The organism is Streptomyces griseobrunneus, from assembly GCF_046713465.1.
Classification (GTDB): domain Bacteria; phylum Actinomycetota; class Actinomycetes; order Streptomycetales; family Streptomycetaceae; genus Streptomyces; species Streptomyces microflavus.
On sequence record NZ_CP177080.1, the window covers coordinates 8,070,976 to 8,094,863 of the forward strand.

The 23,888-nt window shown below is 72.1% G+C and carries 22 protein-coding genes and 1 pseudogene; 16 read left to right on the forward strand and 7 right to left on the reverse strand.

What is annotated here, in order from left to right; all coding sequences use genetic code 11:
* Window positions 1-326: 326 nt before the first annotated feature.
* On the forward strand, window positions 327-1,217 hold the full coding sequence (locus ACK8N7_RS36615) for an IS630 family transposase (protein WP_500445423.1): 891 nt from the start codon (window positions 327-329) through the stop codon (window positions 1,215-1,217).
* A gap of 9 nt (window positions 1,218-1,226) precedes the next feature.
* The gene (locus ACK8N7_RS36620; protein WP_500445940.1) at window positions 1,227-1,421 is read left to right on the forward strand and encodes a hypothetical protein; all 195 of its coding nucleotides are present in this window, start codon (window positions 1,227-1,229) and stop codon (window positions 1,419-1,421) included.
* A 112-nt stretch (window positions 1,422-1,533) separates the two neighbouring features.
* Here the strand turns inward: ACK8N7_RS36620 and ACK8N7_RS36625 are convergent, their stop codons facing one another.
* Entirely contained in the window at window positions 1,534-1,911 is a 378-nt protein-coding gene (locus ACK8N7_RS36625; protein WP_500445425.1) for a hypothetical protein, read from the reverse strand.
* 16 nt (window positions 1,912-1,927) lie between these two features.
* Between ACK8N7_RS36625 and ACK8N7_RS36630 the strand changes: the two are divergent.
* Window positions 1,928-2,620 (forward strand): annotated as a pseudogene (locus ACK8N7_RS36630) (FAD-dependent monooxygenase); the annotation flags it as partial.
* Here ACK8N7_RS36630 and ACK8N7_RS36635 read toward each other — a convergent pair.
* Window positions 2,604-4,256 carry an aldehyde dehydrogenase (NADP(+)) gene (locus tag ACK8N7_RS36635; protein WP_500445427.1) on the reverse strand — a complete coding sequence of 551 codons (1,653 nt, stop codon included), beginning with the start codon at window positions 4,254-4,256 and terminating at the stop codon, window positions 2,604-2,606. The pseudogene ACK8N7_RS36630 and the gene ACK8N7_RS36635 overlap by 17 nt on opposite strands.
* Before the next feature lie 146 nt (window positions 4,257-4,402).
* On the opposite strand from ACK8N7_RS36635, the gene ACK8N7_RS36640 reads away from it, so the two are divergent.
* The 7 genes from ACK8N7_RS36640 to ACK8N7_RS36670 are packed head-to-tail and all read left to right on the forward strand — an operon-like array spanning window position 4,403 to window position 11,166.
* On the forward strand, window positions 4,403-5,563 hold the full coding sequence (locus ACK8N7_RS36640; RefSeq protein ID WP_500445429.1) for an NAD(P)/FAD-dependent oxidoreductase: 1,161 nt from the start codon (window positions 4,403-4,405) through the stop codon (window positions 5,561-5,563).
* Window positions 5,560-5,823 (forward strand): (2Fe-2S)-binding protein, encoded by a 264-nt coding sequence (locus ACK8N7_RS36645; protein ID WP_079251489.1) that lies wholly within the window; start codon window positions 5,560-5,562, stop codon window positions 5,821-5,823. Before ACK8N7_RS36640 ends, ACK8N7_RS36645 begins: the two co-directional genes overlap by 4 nt.
* The gene (locus tag ACK8N7_RS36650) at window positions 5,816-7,252 is read left to right on the forward strand and encodes an FAD/NAD(P)-dependent oxidoreductase (RefSeq protein WP_500445431.1); all 1,437 of its coding nucleotides are present in this window, start codon (window positions 5,816-5,818) and stop codon (window positions 7,250-7,252) included. The genes ACK8N7_RS36645 and ACK8N7_RS36650 overlap by 8 nt, the downstream gene beginning before the upstream one ends.
* Window positions 7,253-7,261: 9 nt before the next feature.
* Window positions 7,262-8,176, forward strand: coding sequence for a dihydrodipicolinate synthase family protein (locus ACK8N7_RS36655; protein ID WP_403218340.1), 915 nt, complete (start codon window positions 7,262-7,264; stop codon window positions 8,174-8,176).
* A 1-nt stretch (window position 8,177) separates the two neighbouring features.
* On the forward strand, window positions 8,178-9,179 hold the full coding sequence (locus ACK8N7_RS36660; RefSeq protein ID WP_500445433.1) for a proline racemase family protein: 1,002 nt from the start codon (window positions 8,178-8,180) through the stop codon (window positions 9,177-9,179).
* Window positions 9,176-10,228 (forward strand): proline racemase family protein, encoded by a 1,053-nt coding sequence (locus ACK8N7_RS36665; RefSeq protein ID WP_500445435.1) that lies wholly within the window; start codon window positions 9,176-9,178, stop codon window positions 10,226-10,228. The genes ACK8N7_RS36660 and ACK8N7_RS36665 overlap by 4 nt, the downstream gene beginning before the upstream one ends.
* On the forward strand, window positions 10,225-11,166 hold the full coding sequence (locus ACK8N7_RS36670; RefSeq protein WP_500445437.1) for an ornithine cyclodeaminase family protein: 942 nt from the start codon (window positions 10,225-10,227) through the stop codon (window positions 11,164-11,166). Before ACK8N7_RS36665 ends, ACK8N7_RS36670 begins: the two co-directional genes overlap by 4 nt.
* A gap of 100 nt (window positions 11,167-11,266) precedes the next feature.
* Here ACK8N7_RS36670 and ACK8N7_RS36675 read toward each other — a convergent pair whose 3' ends face one another.
* Together ACK8N7_RS36675 and ACK8N7_RS36680 are read right to left on the reverse strand one after the other, a co-directional pair.
* Window positions 11,267-11,977 (reverse strand): GntR family transcriptional regulator, encoded by a 711-nt coding sequence (locus ACK8N7_RS36675; protein WP_403218344.1) that lies wholly within the window; start codon window positions 11,975-11,977, stop codon window positions 11,267-11,269.
* Between the two features lie 79 nt (window positions 11,978-12,056).
* Window positions 12,057-13,517 carry an aminopeptidase P family protein gene (locus ACK8N7_RS36680; protein ID WP_403218345.1) on the reverse strand — a complete coding sequence of 487 codons (1,461 nt, stop codon included), beginning with the start codon at window positions 13,515-13,517 and terminating at the stop codon, window positions 12,057-12,059.
* 370 nt (window positions 13,518-13,887) lie between these two features.
* Between ACK8N7_RS36680 and ACK8N7_RS36685 the strand changes: the two genes are divergently transcribed.
* The 6 genes from ACK8N7_RS36685 to ACK8N7_RS36710 all read left to right on the forward strand — a co-directional run bounded on the left by ACK8N7_RS36685 (window position 13,888) and on the right by ACK8N7_RS36710 (window position 20,216).
* A complete protein-coding gene (locus ACK8N7_RS36685) occupies window positions 13,888-15,633 on the forward strand; it encodes an ABC transporter substrate-binding protein (RefSeq protein WP_403218346.1) in 1,746 nt (581 codons plus the stop codon).
* Between the two features lie 20 nt (window positions 15,634-15,653).
* On the forward strand, window positions 15,654-16,625 hold the full coding sequence (locus tag ACK8N7_RS36690) for an ABC transporter permease (RefSeq protein WP_500445440.1): 972 nt from the start codon (window positions 15,654-15,656) through the stop codon (window positions 16,623-16,625).
* Window positions 16,622-17,608 (forward strand): ABC transporter permease, encoded by a 987-nt coding sequence (locus ACK8N7_RS36695; protein WP_403218348.1) that lies wholly within the window; start codon window positions 16,622-16,624, stop codon window positions 17,606-17,608. The genes ACK8N7_RS36690 and ACK8N7_RS36695 overlap by 4 nt, the downstream gene beginning before the upstream one ends.
* A 3-nt stretch (window positions 17,609-17,611) precedes the next feature.
* On the forward strand, window positions 17,612-18,679 hold the full coding sequence (locus ACK8N7_RS36700; RefSeq protein WP_403218349.1) for an ABC transporter ATP-binding protein: 1,068 nt from the start codon (window positions 17,612-17,614) through the stop codon (window positions 18,677-18,679).
* Window positions 18,676-19,707 carry an ABC transporter ATP-binding protein gene (locus ACK8N7_RS36705; RefSeq protein ID WP_403218350.1) on the forward strand — a complete coding sequence of 344 codons (1,032 nt, stop codon included), beginning with the start codon at window positions 18,676-18,678 and terminating at the stop codon, window positions 19,705-19,707. The genes ACK8N7_RS36700 and ACK8N7_RS36705 overlap by 4 nt, the downstream gene beginning before the upstream one ends.
* A 275-nt stretch (window positions 19,708-19,982) precedes the next feature.
* Complete coding sequence (locus tag ACK8N7_RS36710; protein ID WP_500445443.1) at window positions 19,983-20,216, forward strand: hypothetical protein; 234 nt, start codon at window positions 19,983-19,985, stop codon at window positions 20,214-20,216.
* Window positions 20,217-20,960: 744 nt separating this feature from the next.
* Here the strand turns inward: ACK8N7_RS36710 and ACK8N7_RS36715 are convergent.
* The 3 genes from ACK8N7_RS36715 to ACK8N7_RS36725 are packed head-to-tail and all read right to left on the reverse strand — an operon-like array spanning window position 20,961 to window position 23,849.
* Window positions 20,961-22,484, reverse strand: coding sequence for an FAD/NAD(P)-binding protein (locus ACK8N7_RS36715; protein ID WP_500445445.1), 1,524 nt, complete (start codon window positions 22,482-22,484; stop codon window positions 20,961-20,963).
* A gap of 7 nt (window positions 22,485-22,491) precedes the next feature.
* On the reverse strand, window positions 22,492-23,316 hold the full coding sequence (locus tag ACK8N7_RS36720) for a methyltransferase domain-containing protein (RefSeq protein ID WP_500445447.1): 825 nt from the start codon (window positions 23,314-23,316) through the stop codon (window positions 22,492-22,494).
* Window positions 23,313-23,849, reverse strand: coding sequence for a hypothetical protein (locus ACK8N7_RS36725; protein ID WP_500445449.1), 537 nt, complete (start codon window positions 23,847-23,849; stop codon window positions 23,313-23,315). The genes ACK8N7_RS36720 and ACK8N7_RS36725 overlap by 4 nt, the downstream gene beginning before the upstream one ends.
* Window positions 23,850-23,888: the final 39 nt, after the last annotated feature.

Here is a 23,888-nt window from a genome sequence, read left to right on the forward strand (position 1 = left end):
CCCATAACAAGGGGGGTTGCGCGGCTTACCCCGGCGCAGTGCAGTGTTCGGCCACACCCGTCGCACACCTCGCACGCATGAGAGCCATCGCACCAGTGATACGAGTGCGAGGCGGCAGAGCCGTGCTCCTGGTGGTGCTCGTCCTCACCGCGGTGGTGCCTGCCCGCACCGTCGCGGGGGCGGTGGAGTCGGTGTTGTGGCGCTGTCGCCCACCACCGGACCGTCCCGTCACGGTGGGGTCAGCAGCCCGCCCGGTGGGACTTGCAGTACTAGTGTCTCGTGATTCCGTCAGCGTTACTTGATCTTGTGTGGCAGGGTTGTTTGGTGTGGAGCTCTCCGTGGAACAGGCCGCCGAGTTGCGGGAGTTGGTGAACAGCCGGGACGTGCCCGCCGACATGGCGACGCGGGGCCGGATCGTGCTGTGGTCGAGCGAAGGCCGTCGACGCAAGGACATCGCCGCGCTGCTTGGCGTATCGCTGCCGACAGTGGACCGCTGGAAGCGGCGTTATGCCGAAGTCGGACTGGCCGGGCTGGAAGGCGACCGGCCCGGCGGAGCCCGGGAACAGGTGCCGGCACGGGTACGGGCCCGCGTGATCGCGCTGACCCGCATGACGCCGCCGGATGGCACGGGGCTTTCGCACTGGTCCACACGCGAGTTGGCGAAATATCTGAAGCGGACCGAGGGCATCTCCGTGTCCTGGCACTACATCGCGCGAATCTGGCGCGAGGAGCATCTCAAGCCGCACCGGAACGGCACCTTCAAGATCTCGAAGGACCCCGCGTTCGCGGAGAGGGTCGCCGACGTGATCGGCCTCTACCTCGCCCCACCGGGTGGCGCCGTGGTCCTCTCGATCGACGAAAAGACGCAGATCCAGGCACTGGACCGGACCCAGCCGGTGCTGCCGGTCGCCTTCGAGGCGAGCGAGAAACGCACCGCCGACTACGTCCGGCACGGCACCACGAACCTGTTCGCCGCCCTGAACGTGACCACCGGCGAAGTGCTCGGCGAGTGCAGGCCGACCCGGAACGGCCAGGACTTCCTGGCCTTCTTGAAGAAGGCCGTCAGACCACACGCCGGGAAGGACATCCATGTCGTCCTGGACAACCTCTCGACGCACACCACTCCGGAGGTCAAGGAGTGGCTGGCCAAGAACCCGCACGTCCACTTCCATTTCACTCCCGTCGGCTCCTCGTGGCTGAACCAGATCGAGACCTAGTTCGGAATCCTGACCCGGCAGTCCATCCACCGCGGCACCTTCTCCAGCGTCAACGTCCTGATCAAACAGATCCGCGACTACATCAACTCCTGGAACGAAAGCGCGAAACCGTTCACCTGGACCGCGACCGCCGGCGAGGTCCTCGCGAAGGTCAGACTCGTCCCGACCAACGTGAAGAAACTCGTCAATAACAACTCGAACTGACATGAACAGAATCACGAGACATTAGGGGGCGCTGTCCGTGGTCGCCGGGCCACTGGGTGAGGTCGTCCGAGGGGTTGTGCAGGACCTCGGAGTGCAGTTCGTGCGCCACCGTTCACGGCCTCCCGAGCGGTTCCGGCACGGCCATGGGGAGCGTCGCCTCGACCACCTGCAGCACCTTGCCGGACGTGGGGTCGCAAGCTCGAAAGCGCAGCCGGTGCTCGCCTGGTTCCCAGGCCGTGAACGTGAACCGCGCGGGTGTCTCGTCATCCGTCGCACAGGATGTCGCGGGCGGTTCCAGCGTCGCGGAGGAGAGCGGCGTGGCGATCACGAGTACGGAAACGGGATCCGTCTTGTCGAGCTCTGCCTCCCGGGGATCGATGGCGGCCAGGGTGAACTCGACGGTGGCCGATGTGCCGATGTGCACAACGTCCTCGGCCAGGGTCAGCCGCGCCCGCCGCCGGGGTCGGGCCGGCGTTGGCGCGGAGGGCATGGTCGGCTCGGGCGGTGGCGGCGGCAGCCGTACGTTCGATCTGGTGCTGGGGGCGGACGGGCTGCACTCGCACACCCGCGGGCTCCTGTTCTGACCCGAGGAGCGTTTCCACCGCTATCTCGGCTACTGCTTCGCCGGGTTCACCCTGCGCAACAACTTCGGGCTCGTCCGCGAGACCACGATGTGGTACGCCCCGGGCCGGGCCGCCGTGCTGTACGCCGTGGGCGACGATGGCGACGTGCACGGCTTCCTCAACTTCGCGCGCACGGAACCGCCGTTCGACGCGTTCCATGACCCGGAGGCCCAACGGGACCTGGTCGCCGAGGTCTTCGACGTGGTCAGCCAGATCCGCATGCCCCGCTGGTCCAGCGGCAGAGTCGCGCTGGTGGGCGACGCCGCGTACGCGCCCTCGTTCCTCACCGGACAGGGCTCCAGCCTCGCCCTGGTCGGCGCGTACATGCTCGCCGGATCCCTGGCGGCCGAACGGGATCACGCCGCGGGCTTCGCCACCTACGAGCGTGACACCCGTGCGTTCGTGACCCTGAACCAGGATCAGGTCGGCAAGGGCGAGGCCGCCCTCTTCCCGACCACCGCCCGGGCGCTGGAGCAGCGCAACACCATGCTGCGCGGTCTCGGCTCCATGCCCCAGGCAGAGGGGCGGCCAGCCCATTCGGCGCTGGTGCTGCCGCAGTTCAGGCTCCCTGGATGAGGCCGGCTTCTGTCTGGCGGGGGACCCGCAGGGGGTTGTCGTCGCGGAGTTCGGAGGGCAGGAGGGCGTCGGGGAAGGACTGGTAGCAGACCGGCCGCAGCCAGCGCTCGACGGCGAGGGTGCCGACGCTCGTCGCCCCGGGCGAACTCGTCGCGGGCCACGGCCCCCCGTGCACCATCGCGTGGCAGACCTCGACGCCGGTGGGCCAGCCGCCCCACAGAACGCGGCCCGCCCGCTCCTCCAGCACCGGCAGCAGCCCGAGGGCCGTCGAACGGTCGGCGTCCGTCCCGTGCAGGGTGGCCGTCAGCTGGCCCTCCAACTCATCCAGCAGGCGCAGGAGTTCGTCCGTACCGGACCAGCGCACGACGAGCCCCGCCGCGCCGAAGACCTCGCCCGTGAGGTCCTCGTGCGCGGTGTACGTGGCCGCGTCGCACGCCAGGACGACGGGGGCCGGCGTGTACGGGCCGGCCCCCGTCGTGCCCCGGGCCACCTCCCGTACGCCTGGGACGTCCTCCCACCGCCGTACGCCCTCCGTGTACGCCCGGGCGATGTCCGGGGTGAGCATGACCTGCCCCTCCGTTGCCTTCATGGCCAGGGCCACGGCCGAAAGGAAGGCGTCGCCCGCCGGTCCGGCCGGCAGCAGCAGGAGGCCGGGGTTCGTGCAGAACTGCCCCGCGCCGGCCGTCAGCGACGCCACGTACTGGGCGGCCGCCTGTTCCGGTCGGGCGAGGGCCCCGTCGAGCATGATCACGGGATTGACCGCGGACATCTCGGCGTGGACCGGGATGGGCACCGGGCGCGACCGGCCGGCCGCGATCAGCGCCAGCCCGCCGGCCCGGGAGCCGGTGAACCCCACCGCGGTGATCCGTGGATCGCCGACCAGGGCGAGGCCGACGTCGTGGTCCCGGCCCACCAGCAGGGAGAACACGCCGGCCGGCATACCGGTGCGCGCGGCGGCGGTCGTGACGGCGCGGGCCACCGCCTCCCCGGTGCCCGGGTGCGCCGGGTGCGACTTGACCACCACGGGGCAGCCGGCGGCCAGCGCGGACGCGGTGTCGCCGCCCGCGACCGAGAACGCCAGCGGGAAGTTGCTCGCACCGAACACGGCCACCGGGCCGAGAGGGACGCGCCGGAGCCGTACGTCCGTGCCCGAGGGGCCGGTGTCGATTCGGGCGCCGAGGGCCGTCCCGCTCCTGACGAGGTCGGCGAAGAGGCGCAACTGCCCGCAGGTGCGCCCACGTTCACCGGTCAGTCGGGCCGGCGGGAGTCCGCTCTCCCGGGCCGCGAGTTCCAGCAGGGCGTCGCCGAGCGCCTCGATCTCCTCCGCGCAGGCGTCGAGGAAGGCGGCCCGCCGCTCGGGCGGCAGGGCGCGGAAGGCGCGGGAGTCCGCCGCGGCGAGCCGGGCGGCCTCGGTGACCTGTTCCGTCGAGGCGTCCCGGTGCGGGGGGCCGAACGGTTCGCCGGTCGCGGCGGCGACCGCGTACCAGGCGTCCCCGGTGCCGGGGACCTCGCGACCGGCTAGGAGCGAGTGCCCGGTCCGGAGCGTGTGTCCGGCCAGGAGTGAGTGCCCGGTCAGGGGGGCGGGTCCGTTCGGGAACGAGTCCCCGGGCAGAGATGGGTTTCCGGTCGGGTTCACAGCGATGCGTCTCCCTGTGCGCGCCGGTGGGCGGCGCGCCGTCGTCGGGTGCCCGGGTGAAAGTCACCGGGGCGGTGGCGTTGTCCTCGGGTCGTCCGGATGTATAGCCTAAGCAATGGCATGTGACATTGCACTAAGGAGCGGCCATGAAAGTCGTCGTCGTCGGAGCGGGCATCGTGGGCGCCGCGTGCGCGTTCCACGCCGCCGCGGCGGGGCTCGACGTCACGGTCCTCGACCGTGGTCCCGTCGGCGCGGGCACGACCAGCCGGGGGGAGGGCAACATCCTTCTCTCCGACAAGGAGCCCGGCCCCGAACTGGAGCTGGCCCGGCTCAGCCGTGACCTCTGGGACGAGGCCGGCGAGGAACTCGGCCCGGAAACGGTCGAACTGGAGGCCAAGGGCGGCCTGGTCGTCGCGAGCACACCCGAAGCCCTCGGGTCCCTGCACGCGTTCGCCGCACGCCAGGCGGGCGCAGGCGTCCGCACCGAAGCCGTCGAGCGCGTCGGCGAACTCGAACCCCATATCGCGCCCGGCCTCCCCGGCGGCGTCCACTACCCGCAGGACGCCCAGGTGCAGCCCGTTCTCGCGGCGGCCGCACTGCTGCGTGCCGCGGTCCGGCACGGCGCCCGGACGCACACCGGCGAGGCCGCGGCCGCGGTCACCGGGGCCGACGGCAGGATCACCGGAGTGCGCACCGCAGATGGCACGGTGCTGCCCGCCGACGCCGTGGTCAACGCCGCCGGCACCTGGGGCGGCGAGGTCGGCCGCCGGCTCGGCGCACCCGTCGAGATCCTGCCCCGCCGGGGCTTCGTCCTCGTCACCGAGCCGCTGCCGCCGATGATCCGGCACAAGGTCTACTCCGCCGACTACGTGGCCAACGTCGCCTCCAGCGACGAGGGGCTGGAGACGTCGTGCGTCGTCGAGGGCACCCGCGCGGGCACGATCCTGATCGGCGCCAGCCGCGAACGCGTCGGCTTCGACACCGCGATGAACCCGGCCGTGGTGGCCACGCTCGCCGCCCAGGCGTGCCGCCTCTTCCCGTTCCTGCGCGGCGTCCACCTGATCCGCGCCTACCGGGGCTTCCGACCGTACTGCCCGGACCATCTGCCGGTCATCGGCCCCGACCCCCGCGTCCCCGGCGTCGTCCACGCGTGCGGCCACGAGGGCGCCGGCATCGGCCTCGCACCCGGGACCGGCGCCCTGGTCACCGCCCAACTCCTCGGCCGCCCGTGGCGCGGCGCCGATCCGGCCGCCCACACCGGCCTCCTGCCCGACCGATTCCTCACCACCGGAGGTGTGCCGAAGTGACCGCAGTGACCGCGTTCACCGTGGACGGCGAACCGTTGCCGTTCGTACCGGGACAGACCCTGGCCGCCGCGCTCGTCGCCTCGGGCCGGGTCGCCTGGCGGACCACCCGGGGCGGGCGACGGCCCCGGGGGATCTTCTGCGGGATCGGCGTCTGCTACGACTGCCTGGTGACCGTCGACGGAACGGGCGGGCAGCGCGCCTGCCTGGTGCAGGCCCGCGCGGGCATGGCCGTCACGACCGGGGAGGGCGACGATGAGTGAGTCCCGTGACCTCGTGGTGGTGGGCGCGGGCCCGGCCGGCATGGCCGCCGCCGCCACCGCCCTGGACGGCGGGTTGCGGGTCGCTCTCGTCGACTCGGGCGCCGCCCCGGGCGGCCAGTTCTGGCGCCACCCCCCGCTCTTCGCACGAGAGGCCGTTCCGACCGCGGATCTGCACCACGGGCTGAGCACCTACCGGGCGCTGCACGCCACCCTCTCCGCCCACGAGCGCACCGGGAGACTCGCGCTGCTGCTGAACCACCATGTGTGGACCACGGCCCGCGACGAGGTCGGCTTCGCCGTCCACGCCATGGACCGCGGCCGGGTGCCCGAGGAGAAGGCCGTCGTGCTGCGCGCACCGGCCCTGCTGGTGGCGACCGGCGCCTACGACCGCCAACTCCCCTTCCCCGGCTGGGACCTGCCCGGTGTGCTCACCGCCGGGGGGCTCCAGTCGCTGCTCAAGGGTGGGGGAGTCGTCCCCGGCCGCCGGGTGGTCCTCGGCGGCACGGGCCCCTTCCTGCTGCCGGTCGCCGCCGCGCTCGCCGCACGCGGGGCGAAGGTCGTCGCCGTGTGCGAGGCGGCGGCGCCCTCGGCCTGGCTGCGCCACCCCGCAGCCCTGCTGCGCAACCCCGCCAAGTGGGCCGAGGGCGCCCAGTACGCGGGCACCCTCGCCCGGCACCGCGTCCCGGTCCGGACCCGCACCGCGATCGTCGGCGCCGAAGGGGAGGGGCGGGTCGCCGTGGTGCGCACCGCCGCCCTGGACACCGACGGGCGCCCGCTCCCGGGCACGGAGCGCCGGATCGAGGCCGACACCGTGGGCGTCGGCTGGGGCTTCGTCCCCCAGCTCGACCTGGTGCTCCCGCTCGGCTGCGGCCTCGGCGACGCGGGCGACGGCACCATGGCCGCCGCCGTCGACGACGGACAGCGCACCACGGTGCCCGGGCTGTACGCGGCGGGCGAGACCTGCGGCGTGGGCGGGGCCGCGCTCGCGGTGAGCGAGGGCCGCGTCGCCGCCGTCTCGGTGCTCACCGACCTCTCCGCCCCTGGCCGGCCCGGCACCCGCCGCCCGGCCGCGGAGCGCCGGGCGGTGGCCCGGCACCGCGCCTTCGCCCGAGCGATGGCGCAGGCACACCCCCTGCCCCCGGCCTGGCCCGCGTGGCTGACCGACGACACACCGGTCTGCCGGTGCGAAGAGGTCACCGCGGGGGCGGTCCGGTCCGCCCGCGCCGACGATTCGGCAGCCGACCACCGGCAGGTCAAACAGCTGACCAGAGCCGGTATGGGCTGGTGCCAGGGCCGGATGTGCGGGCCCGCCGTGCACTGCCTCGTCGCCCGCGGCGAGCCGTACGCCCCCGCCGAGCGGCTGATCGCGACCCCCGTCACCCTCGGTGCGCTCGCCGATTCCGGCGAGTCCACTTCCGACCACACCTGAGGAGTTCCCATGGCCCTGGACCGCACCTCCATCCGCACCCGCATGCCCTGGCACGGCGTCATCGTCGCGACGAGCCTCCCGTTCGGTCCGGACCTCGCCGTCGACCACGGCGCCTTCGGGGACAACGTCGCCTGGCTCGCCGAACAGGGCCTGCACGGCGTCGCCCCGAACGGCTCTCTGGGCGAATACCAGACCCTGACGTACGAGGAACGCGACCGCGTCGTGGAGACCGCCGTCGCGAACGCCCCCGAGGGTTTCACCGTGATGCCGGGCGTCGGAGCGTACGGCGCGATCGAGGCGAGGCGGCACGCGCGGTTCGCCAAGGACGCCGGCTGCCAGGCCGTCATGTGCCTGCCGCCCAACGCCTACCGAGCCGACGACCGCGCCGTCCTGGAGCACTACGCGATGGTGGCCTCCGCCGGACTCCCCGTCACCGCCTACAACAACCCCATCGACACCAAGGTCGACCTTCGCCCGGAGCTGCTGGCCAAGCTGCACGCCGAAGGATTCATCGTGGGCGTGAAGGAGTTCTCCGGCGACGTCCGCAGGTGCTACGCCATCAACGAACTCGCCCCCGGGCTCGACCTGATCGTCGGCACCGACGACACCCTCCTGGAAGTCGGCGTCGCCGGCGCCAAGGGCTGGGTCGCCGGCTACCCCCAGGTCTTCCCGCGTGCCTGCCTCGACCTCTACAACGCCTCGCTGGCCGGCGATCTCGGCACCGCGCTCCCGCTCTACCGACAGCTCCACTCCGTACTGCGGTGGGACAGCAGGACCGAGTTCGTCCAGGCGATCAAGCTCGGCCAGGACTTGATCGGCCGGACCGGCGGCGGCTGCCGTCCGCCCCGGCAGACCATGGACCCGGAGACCGAGGCCGTCGTCCGCTCCGCCACCCAGGCCCTCATCGACGCGGGGGTGAACTGACGTGCGCTCGAAGGTCTGTTACCACGCGGTCGACTCGCACACCGAGGGAATGCCGACCCGGGTCATCACCGGCGGGGTGGGTGTCCTGCCGGGCGCGACGATGTCCGAGCGACGGCAGCGGTTCATGGCGGAACGCGACGGCCTGCGCACCCTGCTCATGTGCGAGCCGCGCGGGCACGGGGCCATGTCCGGAGCGATCCTCCAGCCACCGACCCGGCCGGACGCCGACTTCGGCGTGCTGTTCATCGAGGTCTCCGGCTGCCTGCCCATGTGCGGCCACGGCACCATCGGCGTGGCCACGGTCCTCCTGGAGACGGGCATGGTCGAAGCGGTCGAACCGGAGACCCTCATCCGCCTCGACACCCCCGCCGGCCTCGTCCTGGCACGGGTCGCCGTGCGCGACGGCCGCGCGGAGTCCGTCACCCTGGAGAACGTCGCCTCCTACAGCCACGCGCTGGACCAGGTCGTCGAGGTCGAGGGGTTCGGCCCGGTCCGATACGACATGGCGTACGGCGGCAACTTCTACGCCATCGTGCGCACCGAGGACCTCGGCATCCCCTTCGACCGGGGAGAGAAGGGGCGGCTGCTCGACGCGGGCCTGGCCGTCATGGGGGCGATCAACGAGCGGCACCCGGTGGTCCATCCGGAGAACCCCGCGATCGGCATCTGCCACCACGTCTATCTGGAGGCGCCCGGCTCGACCGCCGAGCACTCGCGGCACGCCATGGCCATCCACCCCGGGTGGTTCGACCGCTCGCCCTGCGGGACGGGAACCAGTGCCCGGATGGCCCAACTGCACGCGCGGGGACAGCTGAAGACCGGGCAGGACTTCGTCAACGAGTCCTTCATCGGCTCGCGCTTCACGGGCCGGATCCTGGCGGAGACCACGGTCGGCGGCAGGCCCGCCGTGCTGCCCTCCGTCACCGGCCGCGCCTGGATCACCGGGACCGCGCAGTACCTGCTCGACCCCACGGACCCCTATCCGACGGGATTCACCGTATGACGGCCGACCCGCACACCGGGCCGATCGGGACGGTCGACTGGCACACCGGTGGCGAGCCGTTCCGGATCGTGCCCGTGTCCCCGCCGGCCGTGACCGGGCACGGGCCCACCGTCGCCGAGCGCCGCACAGCCGCCATGGCCGACGCCGGGGTGCAGTGGACCCGGGCCCTGCTGTGCGGCGAACCGCGCGGCCACGCCGACATGTACGGGGCCTTCCTGGTGCCGCCGGACGACCCGGGGGCCCACCTCGGCGCCCTCTTCTGGCACAAGGACGGCTTCTCCACGGCCTGCGGGCACGGCACGATCGCCCTCGGCGCCTGGGCGGTCGCCACCGGCCTGGTCCCGGCGTCGGCCGACGGCACGACGGACGTCGTCATCGACGTCCCCTCCGGCCGCGTCACGGCGAGCGTGCGCACGGTCGGTGGCCGGGTCGCGGACGTGACGTTCGTCAACGTTCCCGGCCATGTCCACGCGCGCGGCGTCGAGGTGGCCACCTCACAGCGAGCCGTCACCGTCGACATCGCCTTCGGCGGCGCCATGTACGCCGTGCTTCCGGCGTACCGGCTCGGCCTGCGGGTCCGGCCGCGGGACGTCACCGCGATCGTCGCGGCCGGCCGCGAGATCCGCGACGCGCTGAACGCCGCCCACGCCGCCGAACACCCCGAGGACCCACGGCTGTCCGGCGTCTACGGGACGGTGTTCACCGAGGAGGCCGGCGCCCCGGTCGAACGGCCCGACGGCACCTGGCTGCTGCACCACCGCAACGTCACGGTGTTCGCGGACGGCCAGGTCGACCGCTCCCCGTGCGGCTCGGGCACCGCGGCCCTGGTGGCGCTCCTCGCCGACGCCGGGGAACTGCGCCTCGGCGACGAGTTGAGGCACGAATCGGTGGTGGGCTCCGTCTTCCGTGCCCGGATCGAGCGGCTGGCCACGGTCCACGGCCGCCACGCGGTCGTCCCGGCCGTGACGGGCACCGCGTACGCCACCGGAACCAGCCGCTTCACCGTCGATCCCGACGACACCCTCGTACCCGGGTTCGTGCTGCGATGACGGTGACGCTCGACGCGGCGGAGGTGTTCGCGCTCGGTCCGGCCGGGGCCGTCGCCGCGGTCCGGGAGGCGCTGGCCGGGGGGCTCGATCCGGACGGCGACGTACCGCGGGCGGTCGTGCCGCTGGCCCACGGTCAGGGGCTGCTCATGCCCTCGGAGTCCGGCGGCTGGTTCGGCGTGAAGATCGCCACCGTCGCGCCCGGCAACGCCGCGCGCGGGCTGCGGAGGATCAACGCCACGTATCTGCTGCACGACAGCGCGACCCTGACGCCGGTGGCCCTGCTGGACGGGGTGGCGCTGACGACCCTGCGCACCCCCGCCGTCTCGGTCGCGGCCTGCCTGGACCGGCTGCGCGCGCTCGCCGGCGGGGGCGGAGGGCTGCGCCTGGTGGTCTTCGGCGCGGGCCCCCAGGGGGAGGGGCAGGTCGCCGCCGTACGGGCCCATGTCCCGGTGGCCGACGTCACGGTCGTCACCCGGCGCGGGGGGCCCGTGCCCGGCTGGGCGGACCGGCGCCTGACTGCGGACGGCGCGGGAGCGGCGGATTGGGTGCGACGCGCGGACGTCGTCGTCACCGCGACGTCCGCGCGCGAACCGGTGGTCGACGGACGGCTGGTGCGCGACGGTGCGGTGGTGCTGGCGGTCGGCTCGCATGAACCGGACGCGCGGGAGCTCGACAGCGTGCTGATGGGGCGTGCCACCGTCCTGGTGGAGAGCCGCGCCACCGCCCTCCGCGAGGCGGGCGACGTCGTCATGGCGGTCCACGAGGGCTCGCTCGCCCCGGACGACCTCGTCACCCTGGCGGAGCTGACCGGTTCACGGGCGGACGTCCCGGCCGACCGCCCGCTGGTCGTGAAGACGTGCGGGATGGGCTGGCAGGACCTGGTGGTCGCCGTCGCGGCCCACCGGCGGAAGGAGGGGAGGCCGGGGGAGCGGAGCTGACCGCCTTCCGACGCCGGCTCCCGGAGGGGGCTTACGCCAACACGCGCCGCCCCGAACGGACTTCGGCGTCAGCGTGCGCCGCCGCCGACCGCACTTGGCGTCAGCGCGCGCCGAGCTTGCGGGACGGGGCGGCGCGTTCGGCTTCCCCCTTCCGGGCCGCCCACAGGGTCCGCACATGCGCGAGATGGCGGCGCATGTGCTCCTCGGCCTCCTCCGCGTCCCCCGCGATCATGATGTCCAGGAGCGCGGCGTGCTCCCGCGCCGAACCCACCAGCGACCCCTCCTGGGACAGGTCGGTGAGTCCGTAGAGCCGGGAGCGCTTGCGCAGGTCGGCCACGGTCTCCACGAGGCGGGCGTTCCCGGCGAGGGCGAGCAGGTCGAGATGGAAGCGGCGGTCCGACTCCAGGTAGGCGATCAGGTCGCCGCCCTGCGCGGCGGTCACGATCTCCTCGGCCACCGGGCGCACCGCCTCCAACTGCTCGCGGGAGGCGGTGCGGGCCACGCGGCCGATGGTGGGGATCTCGATGAGCGCGCGGATCTCGGTGTACTCGTCCAGGTCGCGCTCGGAGAGTTCGGTGACGCGGAACCCCTTGTTGCGCACCGCCTCGACCAGGCCCTCGCGGGCCAGATCCAGCATGGCCTCGCGCACGGGCGTCGCGGAGACGCCGTACTCGGCGGCGAGCGTGGGCGCCGAGTAGATCACGCCCGGCTGGAGTTCCCCCGCGATCAGCGCGGCACGCAGGGCGTTGGCCACCTGGTCGCGCAGATGCTCCTGCACCGAGATGAGTTTGCGGGACTTCAGCTCACTCATGCGTTCCCCTTCAATGATGTGGCACCGCACTATACAATGTCACGTTGCGCGGTGCCTCATCGGCCGAAGGTCAGCGCTGTCAGCTGTCCAGCAGGCGGGCCATCCACTCCTCGACGCCGTCGACCGTACGGGGCAGCGCGCCGGAGAGCAGCTTCGCCCCGTCCGCGGTGATCACCAGGTCGTCCTCGATGCGCACGCCCATGCCGCGCAGCTCGGGCGGCAGCGTCTCGTCGTCCTGCTGGAGGTAGAGCCCGGGCTCGACGGTGAGGACGTGGCCCTCCTCCAGTACGCCGTCGAGATAGGTCTCCGCGCGGGCCCGCGCGCAGTCGTGCACGTCGATGCCGAGCATGTGCCCGCTGCTGCACAGGGTGTAACGGCGGTACAGGCCGCTGTCGTCGGCGAGCGCCTCCTCGGGCGGGACCGGCAGGATGCCCCACGCGTGCAGTCCCTCGGCGATGACGCGCATGGCCTCGCGGTGGAAGTCCCGGAACCGGGCCCCGGGACGCAGGACGCCGATGGCGGCCTCCTGCGCGGCCAGCACCAGTTCGTAGACGTCCCGTTGGGCCGGCGAGAAGCGGCCCGACAGCGGGAGGGTGCGGGTGATGTCCGCGGTGTAGAGGGTGTCGGTCTCCACCCCCGCGTCGAGCAGGAGGAGTTGGGACGGGTCGAGCGGTCCGTCGTTGCGGATCCAGTGCAGGACGCAGGCGTGCGCGCCCGCCGCCGCGATGGTCTCGTACCCCGTGCCGTTGCCCTCGCTCCGGGCGCGCAGCTGGAACACGCCCTCGATCCAGCGTTCGCCCCGGGGGTGGCGCAGGGCGTCGGGCAGTGCGCGCGCGACGTCCTCGAAGCCCGCCGTGGTGTGGTCGACGGCCAGTTGGAGCTGGCCGACCTCCCAGGAGTCCTTCCGCAGCCGGAGTTCGGCGAGCGCGGCGTCCAACTCGGCGTCTCCCGCCGGAGTATGGGACCGGGCTGCCAGCAGGCCGTCCACCCGGGCGTCGACGCCGGCGAGCAGGCGGGTCGGCGGCTGCGGGCCGGTGAGGAGTTTCGCCAGGTCGTCGAGGTGGGCGCAGCGCAGCCCGGTCAGCGCCGCCGTCTCGTCCAGGTCGGGGCGGCGGCCGACCCAGAACTCGCCGTAGCGGCGGTCCCGGTAGAAGTCGCTGGTGTTCCGGGAGGAGCGGGGGCGGACGTGGAGCACCGCCTCGTGCCCCTCGGGGCCGGAGGGTTCGAGGACCAGGACGTGGTCGGGCTGCTCCTCGCCGGTCAGCCCGGTCAGCCAGGCGTAGGCGCTGTGCGGCCGGAAGCGGTGGTCGGTGTCGTTCGAGCGGACCTTGAGCGTCCCGGCGGGTATGACGAGCCGCTCGCCCGGGAAGCGGGCCGACAGCCGCTCCAGGCGGTCCGGCAGCAGGGCGCGGCCGGGGACCTGTGCGCCGGCGGGCAGTGGGGACGGCGCCCAGTCGGCCGCCATGAAGGCGTCCAGGGCGACCGGGACGGGCAGATCGTGGCTGCCGGTGTGTACCTGGGCCGGGGACTCCGAGGTCATGGGTCTCCTTCGAGGGTGAGTGGAGGATGCCGTAGCGGCGGGCGGGTGAGCGTTCGTCAGCCCCGGTGTCCGCGGCGCTCCCGGGCCGCTGGGCGGCCCGCGTCGAGGGGACACGTTTCGGTAACGGGGTGACGCACTCCTTGGCTGTGCAATTTCACATTACTATGTTACGGGTCACACCACATGGATGCGGGCGCATTCACCGGCCCGCTCCGCTTCGCGTTCCGCAAGCAGTCGCCCTCCGGGCCGCTCGGGCGCCCGGATCACCGGGCCCCTCCGGGCCGTCCCTTTCCTCCCGGCCTGATCCCGTATTCGTCCTCCGGCCTGTTTCCGGTCTGCCACGTCCCTTCCCCGTACGAGGAGTGCACCCATGTCCCGTCCCACCCGGATGCTGTCCGCATCCCTGAGCACCTCGCTCGCCCTGGCCCTGCTGGGCGCCTGCACCACGCAGGGAGGTGACGACCGCGACCCGGACAAGCGACAGCCCGGTGTGGCGACCGGCACCGTCATCGGCGGCACGCCGAAGCGGGGCGGCACCCTGACCGTGTTGTCCAACCAGGACTTCGCCCACCTGGACCCGGCCCGCAACTGGGTCATGCCGACGATGGACTTCGGCACCCGGCTGATCTACCGCACCCTGACCACCTTCCGCGCCGCACCCGGGAAGAAGGGCAGCGAGATCGTCCCCGACCTCGCGACCGACCTCGGCAGATCCTCCGACGGCGGCCGCACCTGGACCTTCACCCTCAAGCCCGGCCTCGTCTACGAGGACGGCACCCCGATCCGGGCCCGCGACATCAAGTACAACGTCGAGCGGTCCTTCGCCCCCGACCTCGCCGGCGGACCCGACTACGCCCAGCGTTATCTCGCCGACGCCGAGGGGTACGCCGGCCCGCTGGACGGCAAGCACCTCGACTCGATCCGGACCCCCGACGACCGGACCATCGTCTTCGCGCTGCGCAGGCCCGTCGCCGAGTTCTCCTACACGGTCACGCTGCCTACCTTCTCGCCCGTGCCCGAGTCCCGTGAGAAGGGCGTCCAGTACGACCTGCGACCCTTCTCCTCCGGCCCGTACCGCATCGAGAGCTACGCGCGCGGCAAGAAACTGGTGCTGGTCCGCAACACCCACTGGGACGCGGCGACCGACCCGGTGCGCAAGGCCTACCCCGACCGCATCGTCGTGATCCAGGGGCTCAAGGGCGGCCAGATCGACGACCGGATCATCGAGAGCGCGGGCGTCGACGCCTCCGCCGTCGAGTGGTCTGACCTCCAGCCCTCCAGCGTCGCCAAGGTCCTGCCGAAGCCGGAGATCCGTCAGCGGCTCTCCGCCGAGCGCACCGGCTGTACGGACATGCTCGCGCTGAACACCTCCAGGGCCCCGTTCGACGACCCGAAGCTCCGTCAGGCGATGCAGTACGCCGTCGACAAGGAGGCCCAGGTGACCGCCAACGGCGGACCGGCCCTCAATGACGTCGCCACCGCCTATCTGCCGCCGTCCCTCACGGGCGGCCGTGCCGCCGCCCCGGTCCACGGTGGGCCGGCCACCGGTGATGTGAAGAAGGCCGAGAAGCTGCTCGCCGAGGCGGGCGAGGCCGACGGCTTCGACACGACGATCACCGTGTCCACCGGTGACAAGACCCGCGCCGAGGCGCTCCAGCAGAGTCTGGCCCGGGTCGGCATACGGCTGCGGATCGAGACCGTCGACCCCTCGGTCTACTACGACACCATCGGTGACACCGCCAACGCCCCCGACATGGCCATCAGCGGCTGGTGCCCGGACTACCCGTCCGCCGCCACCTTCCTGCCGTTCGTCTTCGACGGCCGCACCATCAAGCCCAAGGGCAACCAGGGCAACGTCTCCCAGTTCCGCGACAAGGCCGTCGAGCGCCGCATGGACGAGATCGCCGCGATGTCCGACGCGAGCGCCGCCAACAAGGCGTGGACCGCGCTCGACCGGGAGATCCAGCGCACGTCCCCGGCCGTCCCCCTGCTCTGGGAGCGCAAGCCGCTGCTCGTCGGCGACAACATCGCCGGAGCCTTCGGGCACCCCTCCTGGACCGGCCAGTTCGACTTCGCCGTGATCGGTCTCAAGGACCCGTCCCGAAGCAAGGGCTGAGGGGACGAGGACCCATTCCCATGAGCATCGTCACCGCCCCGGCCACCGGACCGGGCGACGCCCCGGCAGCCGGCGGCCCCGGCTCACCCGCCCTGCCCGACTCCCCCTGGCGGACCACCTGGCGCCGCCTGTGGGGCGACCGGGGCAGCCGGACCGCCCTGATCGCCGCCGCCCTGCTGATCATGGTCGCCCTCACCGCGCCCCTGCTCAGCCGAATGGGCGGCTGGTCGCCCACCGCCTTCGACGCCGACGCCATCGACCCCTACCTCGGCGGCCTGCCCCACGGCGCCCTCGGCGGCATCAGCGCCGAACACTGGCTCGGCGTCGAACCGGTCACCGGCCGCGACCTGTTCGCACGCGTCGTCCACGGTGCGCAGGTGTCCCTGCTGATCGCCTTCGCCGCCACCGCGATCGTCGTCGTCACCGGCACCGCCGCGGGCATCGCCGCCGGCTACTTCGGCGGGCGCGTCGACACCGTACTGAGCCGGCTGATGGACCTCACCATGTCCTTCCCCTCGCTCATCTTCATGATCGCGATGATGTCGGTGGCCCAGGACGTCAACCGGGTCGTGCTGATGACCGTCGTCATCGGCGTCTTCGGCTGGCCCGGCATCGCCCGCGTGGTGCGCGCCGAGGCGCTCTCCCTGCGCCACCGCGAGTTCGTCGAGGCCGCCCGCGCCTGCGGGAGCGGGCCCTGGCGCATCCTCACCCGGCAGGTGCTGCCCAACATCTCCGGGCCCGTCATCGCGTACACCACGCTGCTGATCCCCGGAATGATCAGCACGGAGGCGGCGCTCAGCTTCCTCGGGGTGGGCGTGCGCCCGCCCACCCCCTCCTGGGGCCAGATGATCGCCGAGGCAGTCGCCTACTACGAGACGGACCCCATGTACTTCATCGTCCCCAGCGCCTTCCTCTTCGTCGCCGTCCTCGCCTTCACGGTCCTCGGCGACGCGCTGCGCGACATCCTCGACCCCCAGGGAGGACGCCCGTGACCGCCTACCTGGTCCGCAGACTCCTCGGCGTGGCCGGCGTCCTCCTCGCCATCTGCGCCGTCACCTTCGTCATCTTCTACCTGCTGCCCGCCGACCCCGCCTCGGCGGCCTGCGGCAAGACGTGCAGCCCCGAACGGCTCGCGGAAGTAAGCCACTTCATGGGCCTGGACCAGCCAGTGTGGCGACAGTTCGGCGACTACCTCGTCGGCATCTTCGCCGGCCGCGAGCTGGGCACCGGCCCTCACGCGCTGCAGTGCGGCTTCCCCTGCCTCGGCTACTCCTACGAGAACGCCCTGCCGGTGTGGGACCTGCTGATGGACCGCCTGCCCGTCTCCGTCTCCCTGGCGTTCGGCGCCGCCTGCCTGTGGCTGGTGCTCGGGCTGAGCGCCGGAGTGACCGCAGCCCTGCGCAAGGGAGGACTGCTCGACCGCACCCTGATGGTCGGCGCGGTGGCCACCGCGTCCCTGCCCGTCTACTTCACCGCGGTGATGCTCCTGTATGGCCTGGTCCGGCTGACCGGGCTGCTGCCCTACCCCGCCTACGTCCCGCTCACCGACGACCCCCTCGCCTGGGCGGCCAACCTGCTGCTGCCCTGGATCGCCCTGGCCCTGCTCTACGCCGCCATGTACGCCCGCCAGAGCCGCAGTTCGATGATCGAGACGATGGCGCAGCCGTACATCAGGACCGCCCGCGCCAAGGGTCTGCCCGCCCGGACCGTCGTGGTCAAACACGGGCTGCGGTCCGCGATGATGCCGGTCCTCACGCTCTTCGGCATGGACCTCGGCGCCCTGCTGGCCGGAGCGGTCATCACCGAGTCCATCTTCGGCATCCCCGGCGTCGGCAGGCTCTTCTACGACGCCCTGCAACGCGCCGACCAGCCCGTCGTGCTCGGCGTCACCCTGCTCGCCGCCTTCTTCATCGTGGCGGCCAACGTCGTCATCGACCTCCTGTACGCCGTCGTCGACCCGAGGGTGAGGAACTGACCCGTGCCGCCCACCACCGAACCGGACCACCCCCTGCTGCGCGTCCACGACCTGCGGGTCGCCTTCGACACCCCCGCCGGAACCGTCCAGGCGGTCGACGGGGTCAACTTCACCGTGGAGGCCGGCCGCACCCTGGGGCTGGTCGGCGAATCCGGCTCCGGCAAGTCGGTCACCTCCCTCGCCGTGATGGGCCTGCACCGCAGGGCCAAGGTGAGCGGATCGATCACCCTCGCCGGACAGGAGCTCCTCGGCCTGAGCGACCGCCGCTTCGGCCGGCTGCGCGGACGCCGGATGGCCATGGTCTTCCAGGACCCGCTGTCCGCACTGCACCCCGCGTACACCGTCGGCGAACAGATCGCGGAGGCCCACCGCCACCATTTCGGCAGTGGCCGGCGCGTCGCCCGCAGACGAGCCGTGGAGATGCTCGGCGAGGTCGGCATCCCCGAACCGGCCCGCCGCGCGGGGGAGTACGCGCACCAGTTCTCCGGCGGCATGCGCCAGCGCGCCATGATCGCCATGGCCCTGTCCTGCGAACCCGAACTCCTCGTCGCCGACGAACCGACCACCGCGCTCGACGTCACCGTCCAGGCGCAGATCCTCGAACTGATCGCCCGTCTCCAGCAGGATCGCGGACTCGGCGTCCTGATGATCACCCACGACCTGGGCGTGGTGGCCCGCGTCGCCCACGACGTGCTCGTCATGTACGGCGGGCGCGGCGCCGAACAAGCCCCGGTGGACGAGCTGTTCCACAGCCCCGCGCACCCCTACACCCGGGGCCTCCTGGACTCCCTGCCCCGACTGGACGACCCGGACGACGCACCGCTGCGCGCGATCCCCGGCTCCCCGCCGTCACCGGCCGAACCGAGACCCGGCTGCCCCTTCGAACCGCGCTGCCCCAGGGCCGCCGCCGCCACGGCCCCGGAGCGGGCCCGCTGCGCCGGGGAGAGCCCCCGCCCCGGGGTCGTGCCCGGCGGCGGCCGGCTGGTCGCCTGCCACCTGCCCCTCGTCCCGACCGTCCCGCACTCCGGTCCGCCCGGCGGGGCCCCCGTACCGGCCGAGGAGGCCCGATGAAACCCACGCTCTCCAAGTCCCCTCATCCCAAAGCGAGTTCCACGGAGAATGGTGCCGCGTCCCTGCTGTCCGTACGCGGTCTGGTGAAGACGTTCCCCGGCCGCCGCGTCCTGGGCCGCGCCGCCGCGCCGGTCCGCGCGGTGGACGGCGTCGATCTGGAGCTCGCCGCGGGGGAGACCCTGGGGCTGGTCGGAGAGTCCGGCTGCGGCAAGTCCACCACGGGCCGGATGCTGGTCCGGCTGCTGGAACCCACCGCGGGGACCGTCGAGTTCGAGGGCCGCGACATCACGCATCTGTCCCAGCGCGAGCTGCGGCCGGTCCGGCAGCGCCTCCAGATCATCTTCCAGGACCCCCACGCTTCACTGAACCCCCGGCAGACCGTCGCCCGGATCATCTCCGAACCCCTGCTGGTGCAGGGGGCCACGGTCCGGGCGGCCCGGGACCGGGCCGCCGAACTGCTCGACCTGGTGGGGTTGGGCTCCGAACACCTGGACCGGCACCCGTACCAGTTCTCCGGCGGCCAGGCCCAGCGCATCGGCATCGCCCGCGCCCTGGCGACCGGCCCCCGCCTGATCGTCGCCGACGAGCCGGTCTCCGCGCTCGACGTGTCTGTGCAGGCCCAGGTCGTCAACCTGATGGAGCGTCTGGGCGGGGAGCTGGGCCTGTCGTTCCTCTTCATCGCCCACGACTTGTCCGTCGTGAAGCGGGTGTGCGACCGGGTGGCGGTGATGTATCTGGGCCGCATCGTCGAGATCGGCGACAAGCGCGAGCTGTACGACAGGCCGGCGCACCCCTATACCCGGGCGCTGCTCTCGGCGGTCCCGCTGCCCGACCCGGCGGCGGAGCGCCGCCGGGAGCGGATTCTCCTGCTCGGCGATCCGCCGAGCCCGGCCTCGCCGCCCAGCGGCTGCGGCTTCCATCCGCGCTGCCCCAAGGCGCAGGCCGTGTGCCGTACCGAGCGGCCGCTGCTCCAGGTCGTGGGCTCCGGCGCGCGTACAGCGGCCTGTCACTTCCCCGAAACGGGCTGAGAGGCCCCCAGCGGCCCGCCACACGCCCGGCGGGCTACCCCGCCCCGCCTGGCCGCGTTCACCGGAAAGTCGTAGCGGATTCGGCCACATGTCTTCCCAGTGATGTGTGACCTGTGCCATTGTACATGTCACAGGACGTGGGCATGTCAACTCCGGAAATCGACCCCATTCCGTCCGGCCGACAACACGGCACGACAACACCCCCTGCCCCACGCCCTGTGCATCCCATCGGTCACGCATGCGCGTGCCTCCGATCCCTCATGGGAGGAAACAACGTGAGAACCACACTCGTCCGCCGAGGTGTGGGTGCCGTTCTGCCCCTGGCTTTGGCCGGGGTGATGAGCGTCGCGCTGCTCGCGCAGCCGGCCCAGGCGCAGCCGAACTCCCCTTCGGCCGCCCCGGCATCGAACGCGTCCCAGCCGTCCCGCCCCGCCGGGTCGGCCGACCCCGCGCCGCAGGCGCAGCAGTCCCCCACCTTGGACACCGGCCACCAGGCCAAGGACCGGTAGCGCGGGCAAGCCACCCTCGGATGGCGGCTTGCCCACCCCGGCCGGAATGGGCTGAGGTGGGCAAGCCGGCCCGGGTATCACGGCCTCGGACCGGAGAAGGGGGACGCGGTGCGCGGATTAGAGACGGGCCAGACGGTCGTACGGCGCGGTGTCCACCGCTCCGGCCGGGTGTGGAGCGAACTGGCCCTGCGGGTCGTCGATGACACCGACGCGGCGCTGGTGACGGCCTGCACACCCGGCGCGCAGGCCCGGTGGCCCGCCCTGTACGCGCAGGCCCGGCGGGGGACCGAAGGTGTGACCGGGAGTGGGAGCCCGGCAAATCGGACACCGCCCGTTGTTCCTGGGGTCAGCACCGCTGGGCAAGCCCGTCCGCGCCGACGACACCTCTTTCCCACGCAGTAGCCGTGGGGCAGAGGTCCTCTCCCGTCCGGGGCCAGCGGCCAGGACGAGACGCTAACGAACTCGATGCTCTACGGTCCCGCCCGCTCGGTTCGCGACCGCGTCTCCAACCGGGAGACCAGCGCGGCCGGGCGGAAAGGACCGCCACCATGACCTTCATCGAGTCCGGCTTGCACGTACGCAACGGCTTCGCCGAAGGACCGCTCGCCGACGCCGCGCTGTCCCGCGCGGCTCGCGCCGGTCAGCTCCTGAACGCTCAGGACTGGACTGTGCACCCGGCCAAGATTGCCGCGGTGTGTCGGGTGACATGCGGTGGCTGGTACGCGCTGAGCCCGATCGGTGTGGTCAGGGGGCGAGCAGATTGGGTGATGCCGGTGCCGCGCTGGTCGGTGAGGCGGTGGCGAGGGCCGTGGCGATAGCTTCGCTGCGCCAGACGAGCATCGGTATGCCGGACATGTAGTAATAGGTGCCGCTCGTGAGGTAGCCCAGGGCGAGGAGTGATTGCTGGGGTCTGCCGGTCCGGTCGAGGAGCCGTCCTGTTTCCGGCTCTACGCGCAGTCCACCGTCGGGGTGGCGCTGTGCGCACCCGTTGTCGGTCAGTGAGTCCATCAGCTCATGTGCGCCTGCGGGCGCGGCCGGACGGGCTGCCGGTGTCGCCGTCGCAGCACAGATCACGACGTCGGCTGCCATCATGCGGTCGTGTGCCGTGACGGTGAATCCTTGCTTGGCGGGTGTGACGTCCTCAAGTCCGCGCAGGATCTGGAGCTGGCCGCTGTCGGCCATCTCCAGGAGGGTTTGGGCGGTCGCGGCGGGCATGGGGGAGGTGAAGCTGGCCCACAGCCGGTGGTAGCGGCTAAGGAACTTTCTGCGGTCTCCGGGGGGTAGGGCGGGCCACCAGTCGTGCACGGTGGTGATCAGGGCCCATGTGGTGACCTGAAGCCAGTCGATGTCTTGTGCATGTTTTCGGTCGGCGAGTTGTCGGTGTAGTCGTCCCACCCCCCAGTCCGCGAGGGACAGCTCGGCGGCGATCTGCCCCGGTGCTGCCCCGGCGAGAAGTGCTTCCTTTCTAGCCATGGCGGCTACCTCCTGCCAGCGCAGGGGTGGTGACGGACTCTCGAGGCGCTTCCGGACAGCGTGGGGGGTCAGCACCGCGGGCTGGCCGGCCTGCTGGGGGCGGCGTACGGCGGCCAGGATTCCGTCCCGGGAGAGCAGGGTGATGGGCCCCTGGTGCCGTTTGGCCCGTAAGCCCAGGACGGCGTCGACGGCGGTGAGGCCGCAGCCGATGACGGCCACGGACGCCGAGGGGCGAACGCCGCCCAGAGCTGACGCCACGGGGTAGGGGCTGGGAATGTAGGACGGGTGGCCGGTGAGTTCACAGGGGTCGTAGCGGGAGGGGTTCCCGACGCACAGCACTGCGTGGTCGCAGCGGATGCTGCCCCCGCCGTTCAGGCCCACCACCGCCTTGTCACCATCGGGCGCGGCACTCACCGCGCGTCGGCGTACCCATGTCACGCGCCAGTCGGCGGCCGTCAGACCGTCCAGGGTCTGGGAGAGGCTCTCCTCGAGATAGCGCCCGTAGGCGTGCCGAGGTGGGAAGACTTCCTGCGTCCACGAATGGCGAGCACCATGGCCGTCCTCGCGGGCGAGCCACCGCTGCGCGTGCCCGGGATCGTCGGGGACCAGCGTCATCATGGCGGCCGGGGCGTTCACCACGATCTCGTCACGGTCCATCCGGTAGGCGCTGCCGCGCCACAGCCGGTCCGAGGGCTCCACGATCACGAGGTCGACGTCGCGTGAGCCCAACGTGCGGGCGAGGGCCATAACGAGACAGGCCGCGGCCGTGCCCCCGCCCACCAGGCAGATACGCATCGCAGCCCTAAGCTCCGTTCGCATTGTGGGCCGTTGGGTGCTTGTGGGCCAGCGCGAAGCGGTAGGTGATGCTCCCGACGAAGCCCTCGTCGTGTGCCCTGCGCCGTGCCTCGTCTTTCAGCGAGCGGGCGAGGTCCTTGCCGATTGTCCCGCTGTTGAGCATGGTGTCCACGCCGCGGTCGATGATGGTGTAGGCGTAGGCCGAGTGGGCGGCGGTGTAAGTGTGGGCGCCGGACTGCGTGAGGTGGAATCCTTCCGCCTGCAGCAGCCGCGGCAGGGACCGTAGTGCGTGAGTGTTAAGGACGTAGTGCGCGCGCCAGGCGGCCACGCAAGCGTTCAGCGGATCGTTCTCGCCCAGCGAGAAGTCCGCCGATGCGTAGTCGCCGTCCAGTACGGCGACCTGCCCTCCCTGGCGGCACACCCGGTGAGCCTCGCGGAGCACCGACGGGATGTCCGGGGTGTGACTGAGCAACGTGTACATGAGGACCGTCTGAAACGTCTCGGCGTCGAACGGCAGCCGGTGTGCGTCGGCCGCCAGAAGCCTGAGGTTCCCCGATGCCGACTGGGCCTGGCGGGCTGTCTTCAACAGGTCGAGGCTGTGGTCGATGCCGACGACGGTGGCGGTACGCGCCCGGTCGCAGAGGTCGGTGAGGAGTTCACCGGAACCACAGCCGACCTCCAGCAGCGGTCCGCCGGTGACATCGAGGGCCGTGAGGAGACGCTGCAGCATCCGGCGCTGCTCCGGGTCCTGCTTGCGGGAGTGCAGCACCGACGCGATCTGCTGCGTGGTCTCCCGGCCGCTCGTGGCCAGCGAGGAGAACACGTCGCTCATGGGCGGCCGCTTCCCGTGGCCGGGCCAGCAGAGATTCGGAAGAGGGCCCCTTGGTCCTCAAGCCTGTTGAGTTCCTTCAAGGACTCCTGGACCACGGCCTCCTGGGGGTGGACGAAGTAGACGATCCCTGTCCTGCCTTTGGTCAGGGTGTTCTTGCGGACCGGTTGTCCGACGTGCGGGAGTCCCCGCGCGCTGTGGAAGCCCGGGAGCCGGCGCACGGACGAAAGGCCGGGCACCGCCGTGAGTACACCGGAATCCCAGCAGCGCACAAATGCCTTGCCCATCACCTGCGGCGGGGCATAGGGCTGACGGACGCGGGCCGCGAACGCAGCAGGGTCGTCCAGGCTCTCCGCCAGAACGTGCTGCTGACTGTCACCGAACGCGGCGAAGTACGGATCGGGGTGGAGCACCGGCCCCAGGATGCGTGCATTGACCTCGATGAGGCGCGGACCTTCACTGGTGAGGCGCACATCCGCGTTGGCCGCGCCGTGACGCACCCCCAGAGCGTTCAGGCAGTCCAGGGTGTAGGACACCACTTCTTGCTCGGCTTCCCCAAGGCTCTGAGAGGGCGG

Excerpts from the sequence above, each read along its gene's own strand:
- ACK8N7_RS36625 (WP_500445425.1), bottom strand. The coding sequence starts at position 1,911 with ATGCCCTCCGCGCCAACGCCGGCCCGACCCCGGCGGCGGGCGCGGCTG.
- ACK8N7_RS36640 (WP_500445429.1), top strand. The coding sequence starts at position 4,403 with ATGAAAGTCGTCGTCGTCGGAGCGGGCATCGTGGGCGCCGCGTGCGCG.
- ACK8N7_RS36650 (WP_500445431.1), top strand. The coding sequence starts at position 5,816 with ATGAGTGAGTCCCGTGACCTCGTGGTGGTGGGCGCGGGCCCGGCCGGC.
- ACK8N7_RS36655 (WP_403218340.1), top strand. The coding sequence starts at position 7,262 with ATGGCCCTGGACCGCACCTCCATCCGCACCCGCATGCCCTGGCACGGC.
- ACK8N7_RS36665 (WP_500445435.1), top strand. The coding sequence starts at position 9,176 with ATGACGGCCGACCCGCACACCGGGCCGATCGGGACGGTCGACTGGCAC.
- ACK8N7_RS36670 (WP_500445437.1), top strand. The coding sequence starts at position 10,225 with ATGACGGTGACGCTCGACGCGGCGGAGGTGTTCGCGCTCGGTCCGGCC.
- ACK8N7_RS36675 (WP_403218344.1), bottom strand. The coding sequence starts at position 11,977 with ATGAGTGAGCTGAAGTCCCGCAAACTCATCTCGGTGCAGGAGCATCTG.
- ACK8N7_RS36680 (WP_403218345.1), bottom strand. The coding sequence starts at position 13,517 with ATGACCTCGGAGTCCCCGGCCCAGGTACACACCGGCAGCCACGATCTG.
- ACK8N7_RS36685 (WP_403218346.1), top strand. The coding sequence starts at position 13,888 with ATGTCCCGTCCCACCCGGATGCTGTCCGCATCCCTGAGCACCTCGCTC.
- ACK8N7_RS36690 (WP_500445440.1), top strand. The coding sequence starts at position 15,654 with ATGAGCATCGTCACCGCCCCGGCCACCGGACCGGGCGACGCCCCGGCA.
- ACK8N7_RS36705 (WP_403218350.1), top strand. The coding sequence starts at position 18,676 with ATGAAACCCACGCTCTCCAAGTCCCCTCATCCCAAAGCGAGTTCCACG.
- ACK8N7_RS36715 (WP_500445445.1), bottom strand. The coding sequence starts at position 22,484 with ATGCGTATCTGCCTGGTGGGCGGGGGCACGGCCGCGGCCTGTCTCGTT.
- ACK8N7_RS36720 (WP_500445447.1), bottom strand. The coding sequence starts at position 23,316 with ATGAGCGACGTGTTCTCCTCGCTGGCCACGAGCGGCCGGGAGACCACG.